This window comes from Corynebacterium auriscanis (assembly GCF_030408435.1).
Classification (GTDB): Bacteria; Actinomycetota; Actinomycetes; order Mycobacteriales; family Mycobacteriaceae; genus Corynebacterium; species Corynebacterium auriscanis.
In genome coordinates, this window is sequence record NZ_CP047046.1 from 835144 (window position 1) to 857058 (window position 21915).

General features: G+C 57.8%; 17 protein-coding genes, 3 tRNA genes and 1 pseudogene. 11 read left to right on the top strand and 10 right to left on the bottom strand.

The genetic code is table 11. The features are described 5' to 3' along the window. The first annotated feature begins 92 nt into the window (after nucleotides 1–92). Nucleotides 93–2030 carry a DNA primase gene (gene dnaG / locus CAURIC_RS03485; protein ID WP_172644039.1) on the top strand — a complete coding sequence of 646 codons (1938 nt, stop codon included), beginning with the start codon at nucleotides 93–95 and terminating at the stop codon, nucleotides 2028–2030. A 19-nt stretch (nucleotides 2031–2049) separates the two neighbouring features. On the opposite strand, the gene CAURIC_RS03490 is transcribed toward dnaG, so the two are convergent. Next, entirely contained in the window at nucleotides 2050–2388 is a 339-nt protein-coding gene (locus CAURIC_RS03490; RefSeq protein WP_035113314.1) for a hypothetical protein, read from the bottom strand. A 218-nt stretch (nucleotides 2389–2606) separates the two neighbouring features. Between CAURIC_RS03490 and CAURIC_RS03495 the strand changes: the two genes are divergently transcribed. From CAURIC_RS03495 to CAURIC_RS03505, 3 genes are all read left to right on the top strand, one after another. Continuing rightward, nucleotides 2607–3722: an S-(hydroxymethyl)mycothiol dehydrogenase gene (locus CAURIC_RS03495; RefSeq protein ID WP_035113315.1), complete on the top strand. Its 1116-nt coding sequence runs from the start codon at nucleotides 2607–2609 to the stop codon at nucleotides 3720–3722. A 64-nt stretch (nucleotides 3723–3786) separates the two neighbouring features. Continuing rightward, complete coding sequence (locus tag CAURIC_RS03500; protein WP_052094825.1) at nucleotides 3787–4446, top strand: MBL fold metallo-hydrolase; 660 nt, start codon at nucleotides 3787–3789, stop codon at nucleotides 4444–4446. A gap of 12 nt (nucleotides 4447–4458) precedes the next feature. Further along, nucleotides 4459–6681 (top strand): heavy metal translocating P-type ATPase, encoded by a 2223-nt coding sequence (locus CAURIC_RS03505; RefSeq protein ID WP_035113316.1) that lies wholly within the window; start codon nucleotides 4459–4461, stop codon nucleotides 6679–6681. On the opposite strand, the gene CAURIC_RS03510 is transcribed toward CAURIC_RS03505, so the two are convergent. Further along, on the bottom strand, nucleotides 6678–7943 hold the full coding sequence (locus CAURIC_RS03510; RefSeq protein WP_035113318.1) for an HNH endonuclease signature motif containing protein: 1266 nt from the start codon (nucleotides 7941–7943) through the stop codon (nucleotides 6678–6680). The genes CAURIC_RS03505 and CAURIC_RS03510 overlap by 4 nt on opposite strands. Nucleotides 7944–8414: 471 nt before the next feature. Further along, nucleotides 8415–9758 (bottom strand): annotated as a pseudogene (locus CAURIC_RS03515) (IS256 family transposase); the annotation flags it as partial. 178 nt (nucleotides 9759–9936) lie between these two features. Between CAURIC_RS03515 and CAURIC_RS03520 the strand changes: the two are divergent. Then, nucleotides 9937–10452 (top strand): hypothetical protein, encoded by a 516-nt coding sequence (locus CAURIC_RS03520; protein WP_035113319.1) that lies wholly within the window; start codon nucleotides 9937–9939, stop codon nucleotides 10450–10452. A 580-nt stretch (nucleotides 10453–11032) separates the two neighbouring features. Here CAURIC_RS03520 and CAURIC_RS03525 read toward each other — a convergent pair. From CAURIC_RS03525 to CAURIC_RS03535, 3 genes are all read right to left on the bottom strand, one after another. Then, nucleotides 11033–11422: a DDE-type integrase/transposase/recombinase gene (locus CAURIC_RS03525; protein ID WP_141739664.1), complete on the bottom strand. Its 390-nt coding sequence runs from the start codon at nucleotides 11420–11422 to the stop codon at nucleotides 11033–11035. A 42-nt stretch (nucleotides 11423–11464) separates the two neighbouring features. Then, nucleotides 11465–11791 (bottom strand): IS3 family transposase, encoded by a 327-nt coding sequence (locus CAURIC_RS11085; protein WP_141739665.1) that lies wholly within the window; start codon nucleotides 11789–11791, stop codon nucleotides 11465–11467. A gap of 707 nt (nucleotides 11792–12498) precedes the next feature. Continuing rightward, nucleotides 12499–12571: transfer RNA gene (locus CAURIC_RS03535), tRNA-Asn, on the bottom strand. Between the two features lie 252 nt (nucleotides 12572–12823). Between CAURIC_RS03535 and CAURIC_RS03540 the strand changes: the two genes are divergently transcribed. Together CAURIC_RS03540 and CAURIC_RS03545 are read left to right on the top strand one after the other, a co-directional pair. Continuing rightward, nucleotides 12824–12897, top strand: a tRNA-Ile gene (locus CAURIC_RS03540). 194 nt (nucleotides 12898–13091) lie between these two features. Continuing rightward, a complete protein-coding gene (locus tag CAURIC_RS03545) occupies nucleotides 13092–14351 on the top strand; it encodes a magnesium and cobalt transport protein CorA (RefSeq protein WP_035113321.1) in 1260 nt (419 codons plus the stop codon). Here CAURIC_RS03545 and CAURIC_RS03550 read toward each other — a convergent pair. Beyond that, nucleotides 14329–15198 (bottom strand): serine hydrolase domain-containing protein, encoded by an 870-nt coding sequence (locus tag CAURIC_RS03550; protein ID WP_035113322.1) that lies wholly within the window; start codon nucleotides 15196–15198, stop codon nucleotides 14329–14331. The genes CAURIC_RS03545 and CAURIC_RS03550 overlap by 23 nt on opposite strands. Continuing rightward, nucleotides 15191–15580: an acyl carrier protein gene (locus CAURIC_RS03555; RefSeq protein WP_035113324.1), complete on the bottom strand. Its 390-nt coding sequence runs from the start codon at nucleotides 15578–15580 to the stop codon at nucleotides 15191–15193. The genes CAURIC_RS03550 and CAURIC_RS03555 overlap by 8 nt, the downstream gene beginning before the upstream one ends. Before the next feature lie 80 nt (nucleotides 15581–15660). On the opposite strand from CAURIC_RS03555, the gene CAURIC_RS03560 reads away from it, so the two are divergent. Further along, a complete protein-coding gene (locus CAURIC_RS03560; protein ID WP_265914431.1) occupies nucleotides 15661–16689 on the top strand; it encodes an alpha/beta fold hydrolase in 1029 nt (342 codons plus the stop codon). Here the strand turns inward: CAURIC_RS03560 and aceE are convergent. Continuing rightward, nucleotides 16686–19439, bottom strand: a complete 2754-nt coding sequence (gene aceE, locus CAURIC_RS03565) for a pyruvate dehydrogenase (acetyl-transferring), homodimeric type (RefSeq protein ID WP_265914433.1) — start codon at nucleotides 19437–19439, stop codon at nucleotides 16686–16688. The genes CAURIC_RS03560 and aceE overlap by 4 nt on opposite strands. A 347-nt stretch (nucleotides 19440–19786) precedes the next feature. On the opposite strand from aceE, the gene CAURIC_RS03570 reads away from it, so the two are divergent. The 3 genes from CAURIC_RS03570 to CAURIC_RS03580 all read left to right on the top strand — a co-directional run bounded on the left by CAURIC_RS03570 (nucleotide 19787) and on the right by CAURIC_RS03580 (nucleotide 21415). Next, nucleotides 19787–20203, top strand: coding sequence for a DUF3052 domain-containing protein (locus CAURIC_RS03570; RefSeq protein ID WP_070434179.1), 417 nt, complete (start codon nucleotides 19787–19789; stop codon nucleotides 20201–20203). 83 nt (nucleotides 20204–20286) lie between these two features. Continuing rightward, nucleotides 20287–20359, top strand: a tRNA-Val gene (locus CAURIC_RS03575). Between the two features lie 102 nt (nucleotides 20360–20461). Beyond that, a complete protein-coding gene (locus CAURIC_RS03580; RefSeq protein ID WP_035113467.1) occupies nucleotides 20462–21415 on the top strand; it encodes an SURF1 family cytochrome oxidase biogenesis protein in 954 nt (317 codons plus the stop codon). On the opposite strand, the gene CAURIC_RS03585 is transcribed toward CAURIC_RS03580, so the two are convergent. Beyond that, nucleotides 21412–21906 carry a low molecular weight protein-tyrosine-phosphatase gene (locus CAURIC_RS03585; protein WP_265914436.1) on the bottom strand — a complete coding sequence of 165 codons (495 nt, stop codon included), beginning with the start codon at nucleotides 21904–21906 and terminating at the stop codon, nucleotides 21412–21414. The two genes, CAURIC_RS03580 and CAURIC_RS03585, sit on opposite strands and share 4 nt — an antisense overlap. Nucleotides 21907–21915 lie beyond the last annotated feature (9 nt).

Consider the following 21915-nt stretch of genomic DNA (forward strand, 5'->3'; position numbering starts at 1 on the left):
GCGTTCTTTTTGGGTGCTTGCTGAAAACACAGAATTCTTCAGTATTTTTCATGCCACCGGCCGATTTGTACCCAAGTATTAGCATGGTGGCTATGGCACAAGGACGAATTCCCCAAGCGGATATCGAGGCAATTCGCGAGCGCACCCCCATCGAGGAGGTTGTGGGGGAATATGTTCAACTTAAACCGGCTGGTGTGGACTCGCTGAAAGGGCTGAGCCCCTTCAAGGACGAGAAGACCCCTTCCTTCCACGTGCGTCCGAACAAAGGCTACTTCCACTGTTTCTCCTCCGGTGAGGGCGGTGATGTTTTCAGCTTCCTGATGAAGATGGAGCACGTTACATTCCCCGAAGCAGTGGAACAGTGTGCAGAGCGCATTGGCTACCACATTCGCTATGAAGGTGGTGGCCCCGGCAAACGTGAGGAACCCGGCACCCGGCAGCGGTTAGTCGCCGCCAATAAGGCGGCTCACGAGTTCTATCGTGAACAGTTCCATAGCGACGTCGAGGGGGCCGATTCCGCTCGGAATTTCCTGTTGAACCGTGGCTTCCAGATGGAACATGCGGATCAGTTCGGCTGCGGTTATGCCCCTGCCGGCTGGGATACGTTGACTAGGTACCTGTTGCGTAAGGGGTTTAGCTTTAAAGAGCTGGAGGCCGCGGGATTATCCCGCATGGGCACAAAAGGTCCGATCGACCGCTTTCACCGAAGATTGCTGTGGCCCATTAAAAACGTCGCTGGAGATGTGATCGGGTTTGGTGCTCGCAAACTCTTTGACGATGACAAGCTGGGTAAATACATGAACACGCCCGAAACGATGCTCTACAAAAAGTCTAAGGTGCTGTTCGGTATCGACCATGCCAAAGGGAACATCGTTAGCTCTCACCAGGCAGTTGTGGTGGAGGGGTACACGGATGTGATGGCCATGCACGCAGCAGGAGTCACTACTGCCGTGGCAGCGTGTGGTACCGCGTTTGGCGCGGATCACCTGCAGATGCTGCGCAGGTTCATGCTGGATGACAAGTTCTTCCGCGGCGAGATCATCTACACCTTCGATGGGGATGAAGCCGGCCAAAAGGCAGCTATGCGAGCTTTCGAAGGGGATCAGCAATTTACGGGGCGTAGTTACGTCACCATTGCCCCAGGGGGCATGGATCCGTGCGATATTCGGATGGAAAAGGGAGATACTGCGGTACGCGAGCTTGTCGCTTCCCGCATCCCCATGTTCGAATTCGTTATTCGAGCGCTTCTTGAGGACTATGACACAGCTAGCGTTGACGGCCGTGTACACGCACTGCGCCGCATAGTGCCTGTGCTCGCGGGAATTAGGGACGATGCCATGCGCGACGAATATGCCCGTCAGGCCAGCGGATGGGTTGGTTGGGAAAACCCGGCTGAGGTCGTAAAACAGGTTCGCGAAGAGGCCCGTAAAGGCAAGGCCGAAAAACCAAAGCTGGAATTGAAACAAGGGGCGGCCCGCGAAGCCCGCACGGGCAACCGGCCTGATCTGCGTGCCGTAAATTCTATGGAACGCCCCGACCCGAACGAGGAGTATCTCGAAGGCCCCAGGGAAGTCCTCAAGATTGCCTTGCAAGAACCAGGGCTGGCGGGCGAGATGTTCGATCTCATGCCACCGGTGAGTTTCGCGCACCCAACCTACATTGCGATTGCCCAGGCGATGGCGAAAGCTGGGGGAGCAGCTAATGCCACGGGCGGAGCTGCGTGGATCGACAATGTGGCCGGTCTGATTGGAGATGCGATGGGAGCTGCCGTTGTTTCGGAGCTTGCCGTGGAGGATGTGCACTGCCAACCCGGCCGGTTGGAGTTCTACGCGGACGCGATCATGGCTCACATGCAGGAACGATGGGTGGGCAATGAGATTGCGGATATGAAATCCAAGATGCAGCGGATGCGCCCAGACTTGCAACAGGAAGAGTACAAAGGGCTTTTTGCGGACCTCATGGCCCTAGAGAAGTATCGTCGCTCGCTCCAGGCCCGCGCTGCAGCCTATGGAGAGCTGGGGAGCGGGTAAAGGGATAGCTGGGGGGGGGCTATTTCCGCTTCTTGAAAGGGTTGGCCGGTCGGCCGGGCTTCCCGCTGGAGGTGGGCGCATCAATGCGGTCACGGGGATGCTCTGTATCGGCTTCCACAATCGTTTGTCCGTCGTCCAAGCTGTGCCGTGCAGACCGGGAAAGGTCGCGCACCTCGTGCATACGCGGATCCGGATCCAAGCGATTCGCCAATGCTTTCCTACCTGCCCGAAGAGCGGTCTTCGTGACCTCCGAGTTGACTGCAGTCTCGTATCCGCGCCGGATCTGCTCGTAGCGACGGCGGCCAGCTTTGGTACCCATGAGGTAGCCAGCGGCAGCTCCGACAACCAATTGAATCATTCGCGTGCTCTCCTTGGTAGGTCTCTGGGGATGACTCTGGGGCGAGTTAGGTCTCTGGGGTCGGTCTTCGACTGACGGTAAGTAACTACTTTTCTCAACTATACGGTACGGATTCTCCCGCCTCGCCATCGTGCCTAATGGGAACCGTTTTCCGTATTCATTTTTATGCCACCATGGGAACGTTGAACAACCCCTACCACCCCAGGAGGAATCAGTCCATGGCTGAACAGAATCACACTACGACCGTCAAGGGCATTATTGCCCGTACAAAGGGCGAACCGGTTGAACTGGTGGACGTTGTCATCCCCGCGCCGGGGCCAAACGACGTTATCGTGAAAATCCAGGCCTGCGGTGTGTGCCACACCGACCTAGCTTACCGCGACGGTGGCATTTCCAATGACTATCCATTCTTGCTGGGCCATGAGGCCGCCGGCGTTGTGGAAACGGTCGGCGATCGCGTGACCCACGTGGCGCCCGGTGATTATGTAGTCCTGAACTGGCGCGCCGTGTGTGGTGAGTGTCGCGCTTGCAAGAAGGGCGAACCCAAGTACTGCTTCAATACTCACAACGCCAGCCAGAAAATGACTCTCACCGATGGCACTGAGCTAGAGGCAGCCCTCGGCATCGGAGCCTTTATCGAGAAGACCCTTGTTCACGAAGGCCAGTGCACCAAAGTGAACGACTCTGAAGATCCCGCTGTCGCTGGTTTGCTGGGCTGCGGCATCATGGCTGGCCTGGGCGCCGCTGTGAACACCGGCGACATCAAGCGTGGCGAGTCGGCGGCCGTCATCGGCGTCGGTGGCGTTGGCATGGCCGCGGTCGCTGGCGCTGCCCTAGCTGGGGCCACACCAATCATTGCTATTGATGTTTCCGACGCCAAGCTGGCCCGCGCCAAGGAGGAATTCGGGGCAACTCATACCATTAACTCCAAGGACCTCACAGATGATCAGCTCATCGAGAAGGTCCAGGAACTCACGGGTGGCTTTGGCGTGGATGTGGTAGTCGATGCCGTGGGCATTCCACAGACCTATAAGCAAGCGTTCTACATCCGCGATCTGGCTGGCCGCGTGGTGCTCGTTGGCGTACCGACCCCCGACATGAAGCTGGAACTGCCGTTGCTGGACGTCTTTGGTCGAGGTGGCTCCCTGAAGTCTTCTTGGTACGGTGATTGCCTGCCGGAGCGTGACTTCCCCATGTACGTTGACCTTCACCTCGAGGGGCGCTTCCCACTAGACCGGTTCGTGGACGAGCGCATCGGGCTTGGCGATGTTGAACAAGCCTTCGAAACGATGAAGGCCGGAAAAGTGCTGCGTTCTGTGGTGGAGTTCAAGTAATCAACCCCGGAATAAATCCGCCCTCGAACGACGTTGAGATAACTGGAAGAAAGGCATTCCCGCGATGACTGACAACACTACCTCTGGGCACAGCTCCACGGGCCTGCGCATCGAACGCGTGGTCACTAGTGGCGTGTTCGCCCTCGACGGCGGTGAATGGGACGTAAACAACAACATTTGGATCGTCGGCGACGATTCCGAGTGCTACATCATCGACGCCGCCCATGCAGCAGACCCCATTATCGACGCCGTGGGGGACCGCAAGGTTAAGGGCATCGTCTGCTCGCATGCGCACAATGACCACATCACAGTGGCACCCGAATTGTCCGAGAAGCTCAATGCCCCCATTTTCTGCCACCCCGGTGACAAGATGCTGTGGGATGAGACGCACCCAGATGTCACCCCGCACGACCTCGCCGATGGTCAGAAGTTCGATATCGCGGGTACTGACCTGAACGTTATTAACACTCCCGGGCACTCCCCGGGGTCGTGCTCGTTTTACCTACCTGAGGCCAAGGTGCTGTTCAGCGGTGACACCCTCTTCGCCGGCGGGCCTGGCGCCACGGGTCGCTCCTTCAGCGACTTCGACACGATCATTGACTCTATCCGTACGAGCTTGCTCACCCTTCCGGGCGAAACCGAGGTCTACACCGGCCACGGCGATGCCACCAGCATCGGTGAGGAGGCTCCCCACCTAGAAGAATGGATCAAGCGCGGTTACTAGCGCACATTATCTATGACTCACACAGCTACCCCTTCCGACACTCTCGATCTCGCCATTACAGGCATGACGTGCGCGTCCTGCGCCAACCGAATCGAGCGAAAGCTCAACAAGATGGAGGGCGTATCCGCCACCGTCAACTACGCCACGGAGAAGGCACACATCCAGTCAATTGCGGGTAGCACCATTTCTTTTCCCGACGCCCAAGAGTTCATCGACCTCGTCGATTCCATGGGTTATGGCGCTGAGGTCGAACGGCCTTTGCGCCCTGCGGAAGACGAGTCTGAACATGGCGAGGGGGCGTCGGACCAAGAACTGGACGCACTGCGGCAAAGACTGGTGATTGGTGCATGGCTCACAGTGCCGGTAATTCTGCTGGCCATGGTGCCACCGTTGCAGTTTTTGCACTGGCAGTGGCTGTCGCTGACGTTGGCCGCGCCCATGATCGTGTGGGGTGGGTGGCCGTTCCACCGTGCGACGTGGAAGAACCTGAAGCATGGCGCGTTCACGATGGATTCGCTCATCACGATCGGCACGCTGGCGGCATTTGGGTGGTCCTTGTACGCGCTGTTTTTCGGTACCGCAGGGATGGACGCTAACAGTCATGGTGGGCCCGCCGGGGATATTTACCTGGAAGTCGGCGCCGGCGTGATCCTGTTTGTACTGGCAGGGCGCTACTTCGAGAAGCGTGCCAAGCACCGGGCGGGTAGTGCGCTGCGGGCATTGACGGAACTGGGCGCGCAGGAGGTCACGGTCTGCGAGTGGGACGAGGGTTCTACGAGCAGCGCGGGCAGCCAGCGCACCGTGCCCATCGACCAGTTGCAGGTAGGGCAATACTTTATTGTGCGCCCAGGTGAGAAGATCGCTACCGACGGAGTGGTCGTAGACGGTCATTCTGCCGTGGATGCCTCCTTGCTGACGGGAGAATCCGTGCCGGTGGATGTGGCAGTCGGGGATCATGTTACGGGTGCCACGATCAACACCTCGGGACGATTGGTGGTGCGTGCTCAGAAGGTGGGCGCGGATACACAGCTGGCGCATATGGCGAAGCTGGTTGAGGATGCCCAGTCCGGTAAGGCTCCCGTTCAGCGACTTGCGGACAAAATTTCGGGTGTGTTCGTGCCCATCGTCATCGCTGTGGCGGTGTTGGTTTTCCTCGGTTGGTGGATTGCTACGGGTGAGGTGGCGCGCGCTTTTTCCACGGCAGTTGCCGTGCTCATTGTCGCGTGCCCTTGTGCCTTGGGCCTCGCGACTCCCACCGCGCTGTTGGTCGGCACCGGCCGCGGAGCCCGCGACGGCATCCTCATCAAGGGGCCCGAGATTCTGGAATCCGCGCGCGGTGTGGACACGATCGTGCTGGACAAGACCGGTACCGTCACCACCGGTGAGATGACCGTTACCGCCGTCGTGACCGGAGACGGTTGGGCGCCTGCGGAGGTCTTGGGTCTTGCTGGGGCGGTGGAGGCCAGCTCCGAACACCCCATCGGCCGTTCTATTACCGACGCCGCCCGGGCAGAACGTGGCGTCGATCTAGAAAAGGCGCGAGTCGATGCCTTTAGGAGTATCGCCGGGCGAGGAGTGGAAGCGACGGTCGATGGGCGACTCGTGCAGGTGGGGCGCGGGTTTGTGGATGTGAGTGCTGGTGCGTTCATTCCGGTGGTCGTCGATGGGGCGTTGGCTGGGCAGATCGAGGTGCGCGACGGGGTGAAGCCTACGAGCGCGGCGGCGGTGGCTGAATTGAAGCAGATGGGTCTGCGACCGATCCTGTTGACGGGTGATGCGGACGCGGTAGCGCGCCGGGTGGCCGGGGAAACCGGAATTGCGCCGACCGATGTGCTTGCGGAAGTCATGCCTGAGGACAAGGTGGCGGAGGTGCGCCGGTTGCAGGAGAAGGGCGCTGTGGTGGCCATGGTTGGAGATGGTGTGAATGATGCGGCGGCCCTGGCGCAGGCAGACTTGGGCATCGCGATGGGGTCGGGTACGGATGCCGCGATCGAGGCAGCGGATATCACCCTCGTGCGAGCGGAGTTGCCTGCAGCGGTTGATGCGGTCAAGCTTTCTCGGCGGACGTTGCGAACCATCAAGGGCAACCTGTTTTGGGCGTTCGCGTACAACGTCGCGGCGATTCCGCTCGCGGCAGCGGGGTTACTGAACCCGATGTTGGCGGGAGCGGCGATGGCGCTGTCCAGTGTGTTTGTGGTCAGCAACAGTCTGCGTTTGCAGGCGCAGCGGCTTTAGTACGGTGGGTCTTCCGGCAGCGGTCCCCATATCCGCTGTGATTTCCTCCTGTTGAATTCGGCGAGGGTGAGCGTGCGACGGACGGCGCGTTGACGGAAGGTTTCCCTACCGAGTGGTCCGTTGGGTGCGGTGATGACCTGATGGCCGTCGCCGTGGCTGGTCCATACCTCTACGCCGTCTTGGTTGATGGTTACATCCCATGATCCGGCGGTTTTCGCGTTGTGGTGTTTTGCACAAAGGCAATGAAGGTTTGACGTGCTGGTCGGTCCTCCATCAGCGGGGTTGTCATGGTTGTACCTCTGGACGTGATCGAGTTGGCATTTGTGGGCGGGCACGTCGCATCCGGGAAAGCGACAGGTGCCGTCTCTGCCTTCGACGCTGGCCCGGACGATGGGGGATGGTGCGTAGCCATTGTTGGCAGTAAAGCCCGGTGCTTGTAGGTGGGTGATTCGTTTCATCCATTTCTTTGTTGCAAGGGGATTTAGCCAGGTGCCTGCGGCCCAGATTTGGGAATCGGGCAGGTCCACGCGACGGTATAGGTTTAGGTGGATTTCGGCCGTGGTTTGACCGCGGACGATTTTGAGCAGGGCTTCTGCGCGCGAGCAGTTCTCCTTTTTCCTTACGTTGTCGAGGGCTGCGGTGAGTTCCTGGGCCTCCAGTTTTGGCAACGTGAGGAAGAAGTCGGTCGTCTGGTCATCGCGATCATCGATGTTGAGGCGGGTTGACGAGAGGAGACTGTCATCGTCCTCGGGAGGCTGGGGATCTTCGTCGAGATCTTTGGGGCAGGCTAGGTGATCGTGTTTGTTGACGATATGCTTCATGCGGCGCCGAAGAGTGGTGGGGCTCCACATCGCCTGGTTCGGCTGGGTGGGGAGGAGGGCTTGGTAGACTTCGGGTTCCATGGCTGCGACGACATCGTCGTCGACGCATTCCAGACTGTCGGCGATGTTGCGCCAAATCTCCAGTGAATAGGCGCCCGTGTTGCCTAGCTCGACCAGTGACGGAAAGCGGTCGAAGAGGCGGCCGATCTCTACCAGAGTCAGTGCGCGGTATTCGGGCATGCCGAGCCGGGCCCCTAACCTGGTTGAAACGTCGCTGATGCAATCGTCCATATCGGGCGCGAAGGCTAAAGCCAGCCGGACGTGTGCTTTATTGATTTCGCGAATTTCGCAGCTGTAGATATCGCTGGGGTCGCATACGCGCCAGCTGGGTTGTGGGTTGTTGTGGTTCGGTTCTCGCGGTGGTCTGGACTGGGCGAACATGGTCCCCCTCGGACGGTTCTTGGACGATTCTTGCTAGTTCAAGTCGCGGATATGTTCGGTGTTTAGAAGGTGTAGACGATTCCTGTTTGTCAGGCTCGCTCTCATCATATAGACCGCCTCAGACATCGCTGCCGACATCTTTCAGAAAATCGAACACGCGATCTAATTCATGTGGAAAATGCTGGTGCAGTGTTGGGGTGCTTAGCCGAACTGACCTCGCGCGATGTGGTGGTGTGACGAGGGGAATTCCGGGTTGCCATTCGCTAAGTGCGCCCGCTAGGTGAGCCCGCTAAGTGGGGGGTCGTTGAAGTTGGCAGTGATCTATTGGGGGAGGGGGGCGGGTTAAGGGACAGAAAGTGTGTCTGAATTCCGCGGGAAATCTAGGTCAGGGTATGTAAACAGGTGCTTTATATTACTGGTTGTGGACGTGTCAAGTTTTTTTGTGTGTGGTGTTTTGTTTTCTAGATGTATGGGGGCGAATCGGTCGGGGTAGGCGACGATCATTTGGTTGAGTGCATCCAACCAGCCGACGGTTGTTCTCCCTTCGATTATGCGTCCCGATTTATCTGGTTTCGGTGCCCCTTTTGCTTTCTTTGCACGCTTGAGTGCTCGTTTGTCTTCGATTGTGCAGATCGTCAACCACAACGCTTTTACTGCAGCGATATCGTTGGGGAACTGGATGCGATTGCGGGTGGCTTTACGCAGTTCACTATTGAGTGATTCGATCGCGTTGGTCGTGTAGATCATTTTCCGCACCTGCGGGGTGAACTGCAGAAATGGTACGAATCTGTCCCAGGCGCGTTCCCATACCAAGACAGATTGTGGGTATTTCTTACCGAGGTCACTGACGGCAAACCGATCCAAGGCCTGCCGGGCTTGGGTCTCATTGACTGCCGTGTAGACCTCTTTTAGTGCAGCGGAGACGGCCTTGCGGTCACCGTAGGCGACGTATTTTTTGGCGTTGCGGATTAGATGCACCACGCAGGTTTGCACGAGTGAATGCGGCCGGGTTGCTTCAATGGCTTCCGGCAGACCTTTAAGTCCGTCGCAAGCCACGATGAAGACATCCTCAATTCCACGATTAGCCAGTTCAGCGCATACCCCTGACCAAAACGACGCCCCCTCGTTCGCTGACGCCCAGATACCTAAGATGTGTTTGATCCCGTCAAGGTCAATACCTACAGCAATGTGGGCAGCTTTGTTGACGACTCTGCCACCATCGCGGATGTTGATACGGATGGCATCCAAGAACATGATGGGATAAAACGCATCCAGCTTGCGGTGTTGCCACTGCATGACGGCATCGAGCACGGAATCGGTGACGTTGCTGATCGTCTCATGGGACATATCCACCCCATAGGAGGTGTGGATATGGTGCTGGATATCCCTGATCGTCATGCCGCCGGAATACAACGACACGATCATGTCATCGAGTTCAGTAATCCGGCGGGCACCTTTGGGCACCATCCGAGGGATAAACGAACAATCACGATCACGGGGAATGTCAATCTCGATCGGTCCGTAGTTCGTATCGACTGTTTTTGAATAACTACCATTGCGATGGTTTGTCTGCCCGGCAGCGGCCTTTGCCGTACGGTCACCGGATTCATAACCCAGGTGCGCCTCCATTTCAGCGGCCAGCCCGTTGTTCATCGCCGATTGCAGCACACCACGAACAAGCGCGTTGATGTCACCATCGGCAGCTTGAGCGAGCTTACCGATCAGTTTCGATAATTCCGGGCTCGCCATGATCCTGTTGGAAACAGCCTTAACCTGATCAGCATCCTGATGTTTCTTCGGAGACATACTTGTCATAATGTTTCATCCTCCGGACTATGTGGTGGAACCCCACACTCAAACCATCTGACACTCTCACGTAAACACGTAGACGTAAGAAAACTGAACTGATAGCCTCCCAAATGGGTACGGTCCACGACCGGACAAAACCAAGCCACCGAGGTTTCAGACCTTCAGGCAGGAGACAACACAACCCATGTTAAGAGCACGCCAAATCGCAGCAGTAGGACTCGCTCTAGCCCTACCATTCACCAGCACCCACACTGCAAATGCAGCAGAAGCCCCAGTACACGCCACCGCCAAAGAGCGTCAGCTTCTCGAAGCACCAAAAGACCAACGCCTAGCCCCACAAGCAGAAGACGTTGAGCAAGCACTAAAGCTCATCGACTCCATCCCAGATGAAGTCCTGCAAAAAGGCGACAAAGCAACACAACAATGGATCGCCGAGCATCAAGCAACAGCCACACGAGCAAGCGTCGCTGGATGCACGACAGCCATCGCTTTCTTCATAGGCACTAACGCCGTAAGTCTCGGAAAAATCGTTAAAATCAAGCGCCTAATTAAGGATCTAGGCGGCCTCAAGGAAGCAGTACAAATCATGTGGGGAGCCAGCTTCTCCTACGAAAAAATGCAAGCCGCTGGTGGTACCCTCGCAGCCCTCGCTGGAGAGTTCTTCGGGGTCACAAGCATCCGTAACGAATGCTTCCAATAAAACAAGTCATCGAAGGTTAAGGAAATGTTCGAAAAAGGACTCGTAATAACCGGAGGAACAGCACTACTAGTAGCTGCAATATTTTGGGGAATCGATGGGAAACCCCTCATCGCTTCCGGATGCGCCCTCGCAGCCCTAGTCGTCTTCTGGTGCTGGAAATACACACCACAAAACGACAACCGAAAGCCAACTACAGCAAATAACCCCACTCCTCAAGAAGTCCCTCAATACCGCAAAGACAACCCTGGCATTTCAATAACCCACGCAGTCAGATTCCTCAAAGGCCAAAACTAGCTAAACCACAAACAGGAAACCCCAGCCTGCAAGACACAGCAGCTGGGGTTCTCTTACCCAATAAAACCAAAATTGGAGAACCACCCTCACCCCATACACTGAAGTGTCTCGGGTTTTGTTCCTAGGTTTGTGCCTTGATTTCCATTATTTCTTGGGAAGGGTTGCGACTCCAAAACTCTGATTCAACATTCGCCGGCGCCCGGTAGCTCAGGCTCTGGTGGAGCCTTGATTCGTTCCACTAGGTCACCCACTCAGACGTGGCAATCTCGACATCAACCACGTCGGTCTACAACCTGGTATGAATCAGTTCGTTGTTGTAGGAACCGTTGACGTTTTCAGCCAGTGTATTGTCATAACAGTCACCAGCAGTGCCGGTCGACGCGATAGTTCCATGCTCAGCAAGACGCTCATTGTAGATAATGCTCACATATTGCGAGCCGTGATCCGAGTGGTGAACTAGACCGGTGGTCTTCTTGGCGCACACAATGGGCTGATTGAGTGCTTGCAACGGCAACGCTTCGGTGCGCATCGAATCAGACAACGCCCAGCCGACGATCCTACGGGAGAACACATCAGTCACGAAGGTGGCGTACACGAACCCTTTTCTGGTGCGCACATAGGTAATGTCTGCCACCCATAGCCGATTTGGCCCACAGGCTCGATACGCACGACCCACTAAGTCGGGGCGAGTGTTGGGGTCCCTTGGGCTTTTGTGTCGTCATGGGAGACCGGCTTTTACCTTTGTGCCAGACACACCTGCAAGGCGCATCAGACGCGCGGTCTGTTCATGTCCAATGTCGATTCCTTCACGGCGCAGCGCGTGCCACATTGTGCGAATTCCGTAGACACCGTAGTTTTGTTTATGAATTTCGGTCATGCGCTCTACTAGGGTGGCGTCGCGAAGGCTATGGACACTTATTCCCCGAGTCTTAGATTGGCGGTACCCACGATAGGTAAGGAAACCGCCAACACGGTGGGTGTTTAACGTCGTGCAGATGAACTCGACGGTGAAATGATTCCGGTGTTTATCGATGAGCTGGATCATTTCTTAACGTTGTGGGTCGAGTTCCGTGGCGAAAAAAGTTGACGCGGCCTTTAGCAGCTCGTTGGTGTCGCGAAGTTCTTGATTCTCACGCCGAAGCTTGGCTACCTCTGCCACGAGGTTTTCGGGCAACGGCTCGGCAATACGACCGTCGCGGCGAGCAGTTTGTGTCCACTGCCGAGCTGTCTGCCATGAGACGCTCAGCTTCGGCGCCACTGCCCTGGCAGGCGGCCTGCATCGACATGTTCTCGGCCAGGATGTGGTCCTCCACCAAGCGAACGACGCGGCCCTTCGCATCCTGATCAAATTTTCTTGGCGTGTTCCAGATTTTCACATCTACTCAGACAGAACAAAACCTGGGACACTTCACTCTTGTGCGTCCGCTACGTGAGTTTGAGGAATGGATGCGCACCGGGGCGAAGCCCCCGCCACCGCCGTTGCCGAAGGCGCAGACGATTCAGCGGATCGTGGACGAGAATGCGCGGAATCCTCCGAACCAGTGAAACTACGAATGACCCCCGTCATGGGTTGAGCTTATGCTCCCTGTGGTGGGGGTCTTTTTTGCGTCTCGGGTGACAACAACGTGACGACATTTTGACGACAATAGGCGCTAAAACAGGCTAAAACACACTGAAACCCAACACCCGTGCAGAACACGAAAAACCCCGCCCTACCAGCTATTTAGCCTGATAAGACGGGGTGTGCGATTGCTCCCCCAACTGGGCTCGAACCAGTGACCCTTCGATTAACAGTCGAATGCTCTGCCAACTGAGCTATGGGGGAATATGTTTCTGTACCCAGCGCCGGTGCGCTGTGCAACGAGTCCATACTCTATATTGCTTTTGGTTGAACTTACAAATCGCCACGTCAGGCGGATGATTCCTAGGTTTGTGATGGCTAGGGAATTCAAAGGCAAGGGGGTAGATCTCAAGAGGCCAGGGTTGTAACGAGGGTTGTAAGGAGGGATGGAAGGAGGGATGGAAGGAGGGGGTAGATTTCAGAGGGGATTGGCAATGTGGTTGAATCTTGATTGCTGGGGCTATAGCTCAGTCGGTTAGAGCCGCGGACTCATAATCCGCTGGTCGCGGGTTCGAGCCCCGCTGGCCCCACTAGCATGCACCCTGGTTCCGCTATGGAGCTGGGGTTTTGCTGTCTCTAGGCCGGGGTAGCTCCATAGTGCCTCCGCGCGGTAAAGTGAATTGTTTGATGAGGGGTCGCGGTCGCGCCTGCGCGAGTGGCCCCATATGTGCGCAGGGTGAAGCTTTCGGGTGCCATCTGTTCGATCCGGATAAGGAGCTCAAGTATGACGAATAACAGAGCCAATGACCCACGTCGAAATAGTCGAGCAGCCCGTTTGCGCAAACTTGAACGCCCCCAGGCTTCCAATGGGAATGCGCGTCGGGACGAGGTGGCGTCGATGAAAAAGACGGCCACTACAAAAGCAACAGCCCTCAGCGATGGCGTGGGCACCCCCAGTAAGCGCCCCACAGTGCCCGGCGCCCGCAAAGTGAGCCTCTCGCGCCTGACCCGGTCCACGAAGAAACCCAAGGCCGGTCTCACCGTACCCGTGCAGCGCGCCGTCGATCACTGTCGCGTGATTATCGATGGTGAGGCCAAGCCAGGGGAGTACACCATGCTGGCGGCTCGGCGAGAGGTGGAAGAACTAGGGCAGGGATTCGTATGGCTGAGCCTCAATCAACCAGATGAGTTTCAGATGGATCGTGTGGCGGAAGAATTCGACATACATCCACTGATCGTCGAGGACGTCATTGTGGCCCACCAACGCCCCAAGATTGAACGCTACGATGACCAACTGTTCTTCGTCGTGCGCGACGTGCACTACGTAGAGGAAGAGCAAGTCACCAACACCCGCGAAATCATTAGCACGGGTGAGGTTCAGATGATCATCGGCCACGACTTCATCGTGACCATCCGCCACAACTCGGAACCCATCGAACCGTTGCAGCACCTCGCCAACGAACCCGAATTGCGCGACATGGGCCCCATTGCGCTGGCCTGGAAAGTCGCCGACCTCATGGTCGATGAGTACGCCCGCATTGCGCAGTTGTTGAGCGAGGAAGTCGATCTGCTGGAGGAAGAAGTCTTCACCCCAGGCCGCCCCATCGATATTGAGCACATTTACATGTATAAACGGGAAATCGTGGAAATGCGCCACGCCACAGAGCCGTTACTGCCCGCCCTCAAGGCGCTGTCCACTGATCACAAGGACAAAGTCAACAAGCTACTGCGAAGCTACTTCCGCGATGTGCTGGACCACGCGATCACCGCAACCCAGCGCGTGGAGGGTTTCGATTCCCGCCTGACCTCGCTGATTGATGCATCCGTGGCAAAGATCACCCTGCAGCAAAACCAAGATATGCGCACCATCTCGGCTGTGGTTGGAATGGCGGCCGTCCCCACGCTCATCGCCGGCATTTACGGCATGAACTTTGACAATATGCCGGAGCTGCACATGCAATACGGCTACCCCGTCACGCTCCTGGTCATTTTGCTGGCTGTGCTCCTGATGTACGCCTGGTTTAAGAAGAACCACTGGCTGTAGCCGCCCAGATGCCCCCGTTGAAACCGTCCCACCGCTGCTTGGCCCAGTCTCCAAACGCGGTATCGGTCAGGACCACCGCAGCGCGGTTCGTGGGCCGGTGTACCCATAAGAACGTGCCGGACTGACCGAAATGCCCCGCCACGTCCGTGGGCATGTCAGCGCTCAGCCAGTGGGGGGACTTCTGGCCGTGCAACTCGAACCCTAAACCCCACGGGCATGGAATCTGGCGCCCGTAGCCAGGGACCACTCCCGCCAGTTTGTCGTAGTGGACGGCGAGGGCCTCGCTGAGGGTGCGCTCGCTGAGCAAGGTGGGCGTCAAGAATTCACCGGCAAGCGCGGTCATGGAACGCAGATCGGAGCTGAAACCGTGCCCCGCGCTGCCTTCAACCAGGATGGAGATCCCGAGGGGTTCGCAGATGGCCTGAGCCACATACGTCGCAAAGGGGATCTCGGTGGCACGCTCTAGGTACTCGGCGAGGATCTCGTAACCCGCGGAGGAATAAATGCGGCGATCGTGGGCCGGTTTTTCCTGTGCGTGTTCTTTGAAGCCCACGCCAGAGGCATGCGCCAGCAGGTCACGGATTGTCGGTGGGGCATTGCCCTCAAGCGTTTCCACAAGATCCGCATCCACGCGGTCGTCCAGTTCGAACGCGCCTTCTTCCACGGCGATGAGGAGCGCGTAGGCGGTCACTAGTTTGCTCACGCTGGCCAGCGCAAACGTGTCGGTTTCGGAGCAGTTGCGTACCTCGGTGGTGGTGTCACCGCCGTGGATCACCGCGGCGGCGGCTTTGCCGACCGGCCAGTCGTGGATCTCGCGCAGTCGGTCGGCCAACGCAGTGTCAGTCACGCTGCTCACCCTTCTCGCTCTGCTTTCGCTCCACCAGTTCCACCAGATCGCCTACCGTGGAGGCCTGCATAATGTCGTCTTCCTCAATTCGCACGCCGAACTTTTCCTCCAGGCGCACCGCGGTATCCACCTTGGACAGCGAGTCCACATTGAGGTCCTCATCCAACCTCGCGCTACTGCTCATCTCTTCGCGCTCGATACCTGTCGTCGCCTCCAGAATGCGGGTCACTTCGCCCAGCACCTCGCCATTCTCCAGCTGGTCGTGGTGGTTTTCTTTTGCCGACGCCACGCTGGACCCAGTCACGTTTCCCCCTAGGCTCTGGGCGAGCTTCCGCTTGGTGTCCTCAGAAATTCCGCTGGTGGAGCCCTCGGCAGTAGACATGCATTCTCCTTATAACCCGGTTCGGGTGCATTAGAGTATTTGAGTCAAAGATGTGCCGTTTATCTTAGCAAGGAGCAACCGTGCCGCAGGTATCCAAAACTCGTGGAGTAATGCGAGTGGTCAGGGCGTGGTGGCGTCGGTTCAAAAAACGGATGCGCAGCGCGGCCGACGAGGTGCCGGGGTTAACCAACGTCGACCACGTGCGATGGTTGCGCGCTGACGATGGGGCGAGGTTGCGGGTATTTGAGGTCGAGGGGCAGGCTGCCGGCGCCGAGGGCGGGGTGAATGTGATTTATGCGCATGGGTTCACCCTCAGTGCGCAATCATGGTGCTTCCAAGTTCAGGCGCTGCGCGGTGAACACACGATTGCCACGCAGTTGATACCGGACTTACGTGGGCACGCCGGTAGCGCCGGGGGACATGAGGCCCACCAGGAGCAGGTGATGCTGGGGACCGACTTAACGGCGCGGGACTTGGTTCTGATAATTCGTCAGCTGGCTCCTCGGGGGCCGTTGGTGCTGGTGGGGCATTCGCTTGGGGTGATGACTGTGTTGGGGGCGCTGCGGCACATGACGCCAGCGGAACGCGACCGCGTGCAGGGGATCGTTGTCGCCAACGGTGCTATCGACCCCTTTGCGGCGCGCGGAGTGACTCGTATGCTGCGAGCGCTGCCCGTGCGAGCCATGCGTGCGGCCGGGCACCACACGCCCGCGTTTGCCGAAGGGGTCAAAGAGCGGGTTGAGTGGCTGATCAAACCGGTTATTGCAGCGGCGGTGTACTACGGATCCCTAGAGCAAGGGAAATCCGCGCGCTATGACGTAGTAGATTTTCACGCACGCGAGATCGAAAGCGTGCCGATGCGTACGATCCTGGGTTACTTGGATGACCTCACTAGCCACGACGAACGCGATAGTGTGCCCTATCTGCGCACGATCCCCGGGGTCATCCTGGCAGGGTGCAACGACACGGTGGCCACGCCCGAGCAATCACGGATCATGGCAGAACTATGGCCGGCTGCGGAATTGCGTGAATTCGACGAAGCCGGCCACATGTTGCCCGTGGAACGCCCGGAGGATGTGAATCGGGCGATCAGGGCCTGTTTGCGTTAGACCGCGGTGGGGTCATCTATCTGCAAGCGCTTGGCGGCTTCGCTGACCACTGAACGCTCGATCTTGCCTTCGCGAGCGAGACCGAGGAGGACGGCGACTGTGACGGACGCGGCGTCGATATTGAAGTATCGACGTGCGGCCTCGCGAGTGTCCGAGAAGCCGAATCCATCGGCCCCCAGTACCACGTACTCGCCGGGAACCCATTTGCGAATCTGCTCGGGAACACCGGTGGTGAAATCGGACACAGCGACGAACGGGCCCGTGGCATCTTGCAGAGTTTGCTGCAAGAATGGCACGCGGGGCTCTGCGGCGGGATCGCGAAGCTCTGCCAGCTCGGCTGCGTGGCCGTCACGCGCGAGTTCATTCCAACTGGTCACGGAATACACGTTGACGTTGACATCGTATTCGGCCAGCATTTGCTTGGCCTCGATGGCGGCCGACATACCCACGCCCGAGGCCAGGATATTCGCGGTGAACTGCAGCTTCTCGGCCTCGCCAGAATCCGTCCGGCGGTCCGCAGGGGAGTACAAGTAGATCCCCTTGAGCAGGCCATCGACGTCTAAGTCCTCTGGCGCTGCAGGTTGATGCATCGGCTCGTTGTAGACGGTGAGGTAGTAAATGACGTTCTCGCCGCGCCCTTCGCCGTACATCCGATCGATTCCCTCGCGTGCGATGTAAGCGATCTCGTAGGCAAAGGCAGGGTCGTAGGAGACTACGGCTGGGTTCGTCGCCGCCAGCAGCGGGGAGTGCCCGTCCATGTGCTGCAGGCCCTCACCAGTCAGCGTGGTGCGACCGGCGGTGGCGCCGATGAGGAAACCACGGGCCATTTGATCGCCAGCTGCCCAGATTGAATCACCCGTGCGCTGAAAACCGAACATAGAGTAGAAGAGGTACAGTGGAATCATTGCCTCGCCGTGAGTGGCATAAGACGTGCCGGCAGCGATGAACGATGCCATCGAACCGGCTTCGTTGATGCCCTCGTGCAGGATCTGGCCCTCCGTGGACTCGCGGTAGGAGAGCATCAAGTCGTGATCCACCGGGGTGTAGTTCTGGCCGTGCGGGTTGTAAATCTTCAGCGTGGGGAACCAAGAATCCAATCCGAACGTGCGGGCCTCGTCGGGGATGATGGGTACCAGGCGTTTTTTGATCTCGTCGTCGCGCATCAAGTCCTTGAAGATGCGCACCAAGGCCATGGTGGTGGCGACCTCTTGTTTGCCTGAACCCTTGAGTGCGGATTTCAATGTTTCTACGCCGGGCACCTGCAGCGGCTTGTACGCCTCTCGGCGCTCGGGGAGGAACCCGCCCAGCTCTTTACGCCGATTGAGCATGTATTTGACTTCGTCCGAATCCGGTCCTGGGTTGTAGTAAGGGGGCAGGTACGGATCCTTCTCCAGCTCCTCATCGGTGATCGGCACACCCTGTTTGTCGCGGAAGAGTTTGAGGTCGTCGAGTGTGAGTTTCTTCATCTGGTGGGTGGCGTTTCGACCCTCGAAGTTGTGGCCCAGACCATACCCCTTGATGGTGTGCGCCAAGATGACCGTTGGTTGGTCCTTGGTTTCCAGTGCTTTCTTGTAGGCGGCGTAGATCTTACGGTAGTCATGACCGCCACGGCGTAGGTTCCAGATTTCCTCATCCGTCATGTCCTCGACCAGCTTGGCTGCGCGTGGATCGCGGTTGAAGAAGTACTCGCGCACGTAAGCGCCGTCATTGGCCTTGAACGTCTGGAAATCGCCGTCGGGGGTCTTGTTCATTAGGTCGACCAGCACACCGTCGGTGTCTTTCTCCAGGAGGGCATCCCATTCGCGCCCCCAGACAACTTTGATGACATTCCATCCTGCGCCGCGGAAGAAACTCTCCAGCTCCTGAATGATCTTCGTGTTACCGCGAACCGGGCCGTCCAAACGCTGCAGGTTGCAGTTGATCACGAACGTGAGGTTGTCCAGATTATTCAACGCGGCGAACTGGATGAGGCCGCGCGATTCTGGCTCGTCCATCTCGCCGTCGCCGAGGAAGGCCCAGACGTGCTGGTCGGAAGTGTCCTTGAGCCCACGACCGTGGAGGTATTTGTTGAAGCGTGCCTGGTAGATCGCATCCATTGGGCCCAAGCCCATGGACACGGTCGGGAATTCCCAGAACTTCGGCATGCCGTGTGGGTGTGGGTAGGAAGGCAGGCCGTGCCCTGGCCGAGACGCTTCTTGGCGGAACCCGTCCAGATCCTCTTCATTCAAGCGGCCTTCCAAGTAGGCGCGGGCGTACATGCCTGGGGAGGCGTGGCCTTGGAAGAACACGTGGTCGCCACCGCCCGGGTGGTCTTTCCCGCGGAAGAAGTGGTTCAACCCCACCTCGTATAGTGGGGCAGCGCCGGCGTAGGTTGAAATGTGCCCGCCCACTCCGATGCCTGGGCGCTGCGCGCGGTGCACCATGATCGCGGCATTCCAGCGGATCCAGCGCCGGTAACGCTTTTCCATCTCTTCGTCGCCCGGGAAGTCCGGCTCCATCGTGGTGGGGATGGTGTTGACGTAGTCGGTGGACAGGAGGGGTGGCAGCGCCACTCGCTTGGCCGTTGCGCGCTCCAGTAGACGCAGCATGAGGTAGCGGCCACGTTCCGGTCCCGCTTCCTCCAGCAGGCCGTCCAGCGAATCCATCCACTCTTGGGTTTCTTCGGGGTCGTGGTCTTTTAAGTACGACGCCACGCCGTCCCTGATTAGGGTGAAGTTACTGTCACGGGATTTCTGCTCGTCATCGGCCATGTTGCAGCCCTCCTTGTAGGAATCGGTCGGCACTGGGTCGGGGTGGCCCGGTGCCCGCAGTACACACCTTCCGAACTTACAACTAAAAACCGAGACGTGTCTTGGGTGGATATAGAGGTATAACCAGATCAGTTGGGATCACGCCGATTTTGGGCATGCTGGAACATTCCCGGTGCAAATGTCCCCGATTGTGTTAATTTCAATGGAAGTGGTTGCCATGGGCGTGGCCGTGTTCGATGAACGTGGTGGCGTCGGTAACCAAAAGAACAAAAAGTAGTGCAACGAAGGAAAGGTAATAAACCACTGTGGGTAACGCCCCTGGATCAGCCGTCGACAAGGCGGATGCCATGGACCAAGGTCAGGCAGGCCACGACTGGGCGGCTGTGTTGAGTATTTCGTCCGATGATGTCGTTCAGGAACTCGGATGGGATGAGGATTGCGACTCGTCCATCAGTGAGGGAGTTGAAGACGCTTTGGGGGAGGCGCTGCTGGATTTCGACACCGATGAGGTGGTGGACGTTGTGCTGCTGTGGTGGCGCGCGGACGACGGTGACCTTGTGGATGGGCTCGTGGATGCAACACGCAACCTCAGTGATGACGGTCGTATCTGGTTGCTCACACCCGCGCCAGGTAAAAGTGGTGCGCTCGAGCCCGCAGACGTAGCCGAATCCGCGCAGTTGGCTGGCATGGTTCAGACCAAATCTGATCGTTTTGGAAACTGGCAAGGCGCATGTCTTGTTAACCGCGGTTACAAAAAGCAGTAGCGTTGAGGAAGGCCTCGAAAAAGCGTTTCTGACCAGCGGTTTGGTTAAGTGTGTAGGTATCGTGTTAGGGTAATACCTGCTTCGCGCCTTTAGCTCAGCTGGAAGAGCAGCTGGTTTACACCCAGCAGGTCGGCGGTTCGAACCCGTCAGGGCGCACAATGATGAAGAAACCCCATCGGTACACAATGTGGCCGGTGGGGTTCGTTTTCGTCTGAACGCGGTATTGCAGGTGCGCATAGAGTGGAACAGGTGAACCAAGTGGCAGCGACAGATGGTAAAAGCACCCAGCGGGCAGGGTGGAAAGTGTTTCTCACTCCTAGTTGGATTGCCATTGCGATTCTGGTGTTGATGTTCACCTATTTCGCGTTTTCATTCCTTGCGCCGTGGCAATTGGGGAAGGGTGAGCGTAAGAGCGAAACTAATCATCGACTGCAGGCGGCCTTAGAGCACGATCCAGTTCCCGCCGGAGAAGTACTACCCGACGAAGGCCCCGTGGGCACTGACAAGGAGTGGACACACGTATCCCTCCAGGGGCAGTTCGAACCCGCCAAGGAGGTGTTGCTCCACAATCGGCCTGTGGATTCCAATCCCGCTTTCCAGCTGCTCACTCCGTTTAAGACCACAGACGGGCTGACGGTCTTAGTGAACCGCGGGTGGATCCCCCCAGCCGAGGGCGTGAAAGCCGTCGATATTCCAGCGCCGCCGACGGGGCAACGTACTGTCACCGGCTTCGTTCGACTGGGTGAAGGCAGTACCTCTGATGTGGTAAATGCTGACGGTGTACCACAAACTCAGGTGATCAACACGAGCACCATCGGCAAGGCGCAAGGAATCGAACTAGCCCACGATTACGTGCAATTGGATGCTGAAAGCTTGAATGCCATGAATGAGGCAACAGGGAATGAGGCAACAGGTAGCGGGGACAACAAGCCTCGGCCCATTCCGCTACCGCAGTTGGATAATGGCCCGCACCTGTCTTACGGCATTCAGTGGATCGCGTTTGGCATCCTTGCGCCCATCGGGTTGGCTTGGGCGATTCGCAACGAATGGCGCGAACGTAAATTGGAAGAAAAGGATCGGGCAGCCGCGGTTGCACCGGAAACCGCCGAGCCAAACCAATTGGTCGATCGATATGGCCGCCAGCGCACGCACCTCGGAGATAGGTCGGGCTTTGGCGGGCGTAGTAAAAACAATGGTGGCGAGCGCTTCTAGGCGCCAACTTCCACCTGCTTGCGAACGAAATTGGTGATGCCAGGCAACGCGTTGTTGATTTCAAAGGCAGTGGTGGCAAACCCGCTCTCGGGGCCATAATATGGGTCATCTACTTCTGGGGCATTGTGGTCATCGATCTCCCCGGTATGGCTGGCCGGATCGAATGCGCGGAATAGATAGATCTTGTGCGGATCCACACCGTTATCGATCAGTCCGCTGACGTGCCCATGATCCATCGCCAGGAACATGTCGGCATCCGCGTGTTCCGGACCGAATTGCGCGGCCACATGGGCAGTGCCATCATAACCATCCTGCTTGAGCTGTGCCACAGCGCGCCGGTCGGCACCGTCACCGACGTGCCAACCGCCCAGTCCGCATGAGTTCAAATCCACGGCATCGGCTAGACCTGCTTGCTCTAGGGCGGAGCGCAACATGACTTCGCCCATGGGGGATCGGCATATATTTCCCGTACACACAACAGAAATCTTCATATTTAAAAC

Bases quoted from the DNA above. Each gene is read 5' to 3' on its own strand.
- dnaG (WP_172644039.1), top strand. From the start codon at position 93: ATGGCACAAGGACGAATTCCCCAAGCGGATATCGAGGCAATTCGCGAG.
- CAURIC_RS03490 (WP_035113314.1), bottom strand. From the start codon at position 2,388: ATGATTCAATTGGTTGTCGGAGCTGCCGCTGGCTACCTCATGGGTACC.
- CAURIC_RS03495 (WP_035113315.1), top strand. From the start codon at position 2,607: ATGGCTGAACAGAATCACACTACGACCGTCAAGGGCATTATTGCCCGT.
- CAURIC_RS03500 (WP_052094825.1), top strand. From the start codon at position 3,787: ATGACTGACAACACTACCTCTGGGCACAGCTCCACGGGCCTGCGCATC.
- CAURIC_RS03505 (WP_035113316.1), top strand. From the start codon at position 4,459: ATGACTCACACAGCTACCCCTTCCGACACTCTCGATCTCGCCATTACA.
- CAURIC_RS03510 (WP_035113318.1), bottom strand. From the start codon at position 7,943: ATGTTCGCCCAGTCCAGACCACCGCGAGAACCGAACCACAACAACCCA.
- CAURIC_RS03520 (WP_035113319.1), top strand. From the start codon at position 9,937: ATGTTAAGAGCACGCCAAATCGCAGCAGTAGGACTCGCTCTAGCCCTA.
- CAURIC_RS11085 (WP_141739665.1), bottom strand. From the start codon at position 11,791: ATGATCCAGCTCATCGATAAACACCGGAATCATTTCACCGTCGAGTTC.
- CAURIC_RS03545 (WP_035113321.1), top strand. From the start codon at position 13,092: ATGACGAATAACAGAGCCAATGACCCACGTCGAAATAGTCGAGCAGCC.
- CAURIC_RS03555 (WP_035113324.1), bottom strand. From the start codon at position 15,580: ATGTCTACTGCCGAGGGCTCCACCAGCGGAATTTCTGAGGACACCAAG.
- aceE (WP_265914433.1), bottom strand. From the start codon at position 19,439: ATGGCCGATGACGAGCAGAAATCCCGTGACAGTAACTTCACCCTAATC.
- CAURIC_RS03570 (WP_070434179.1), top strand. From the start codon at position 19,787: ATGGACCAAGGTCAGGCAGGCCACGACTGGGCGGCTGTGTTGAGTATT.
- CAURIC_RS03585 (WP_265914436.1), bottom strand. From the start codon at position 21,906: ATGAAGATTTCTGTTGTGTGTACGGGAAATATATGCCGATCCCCCATG.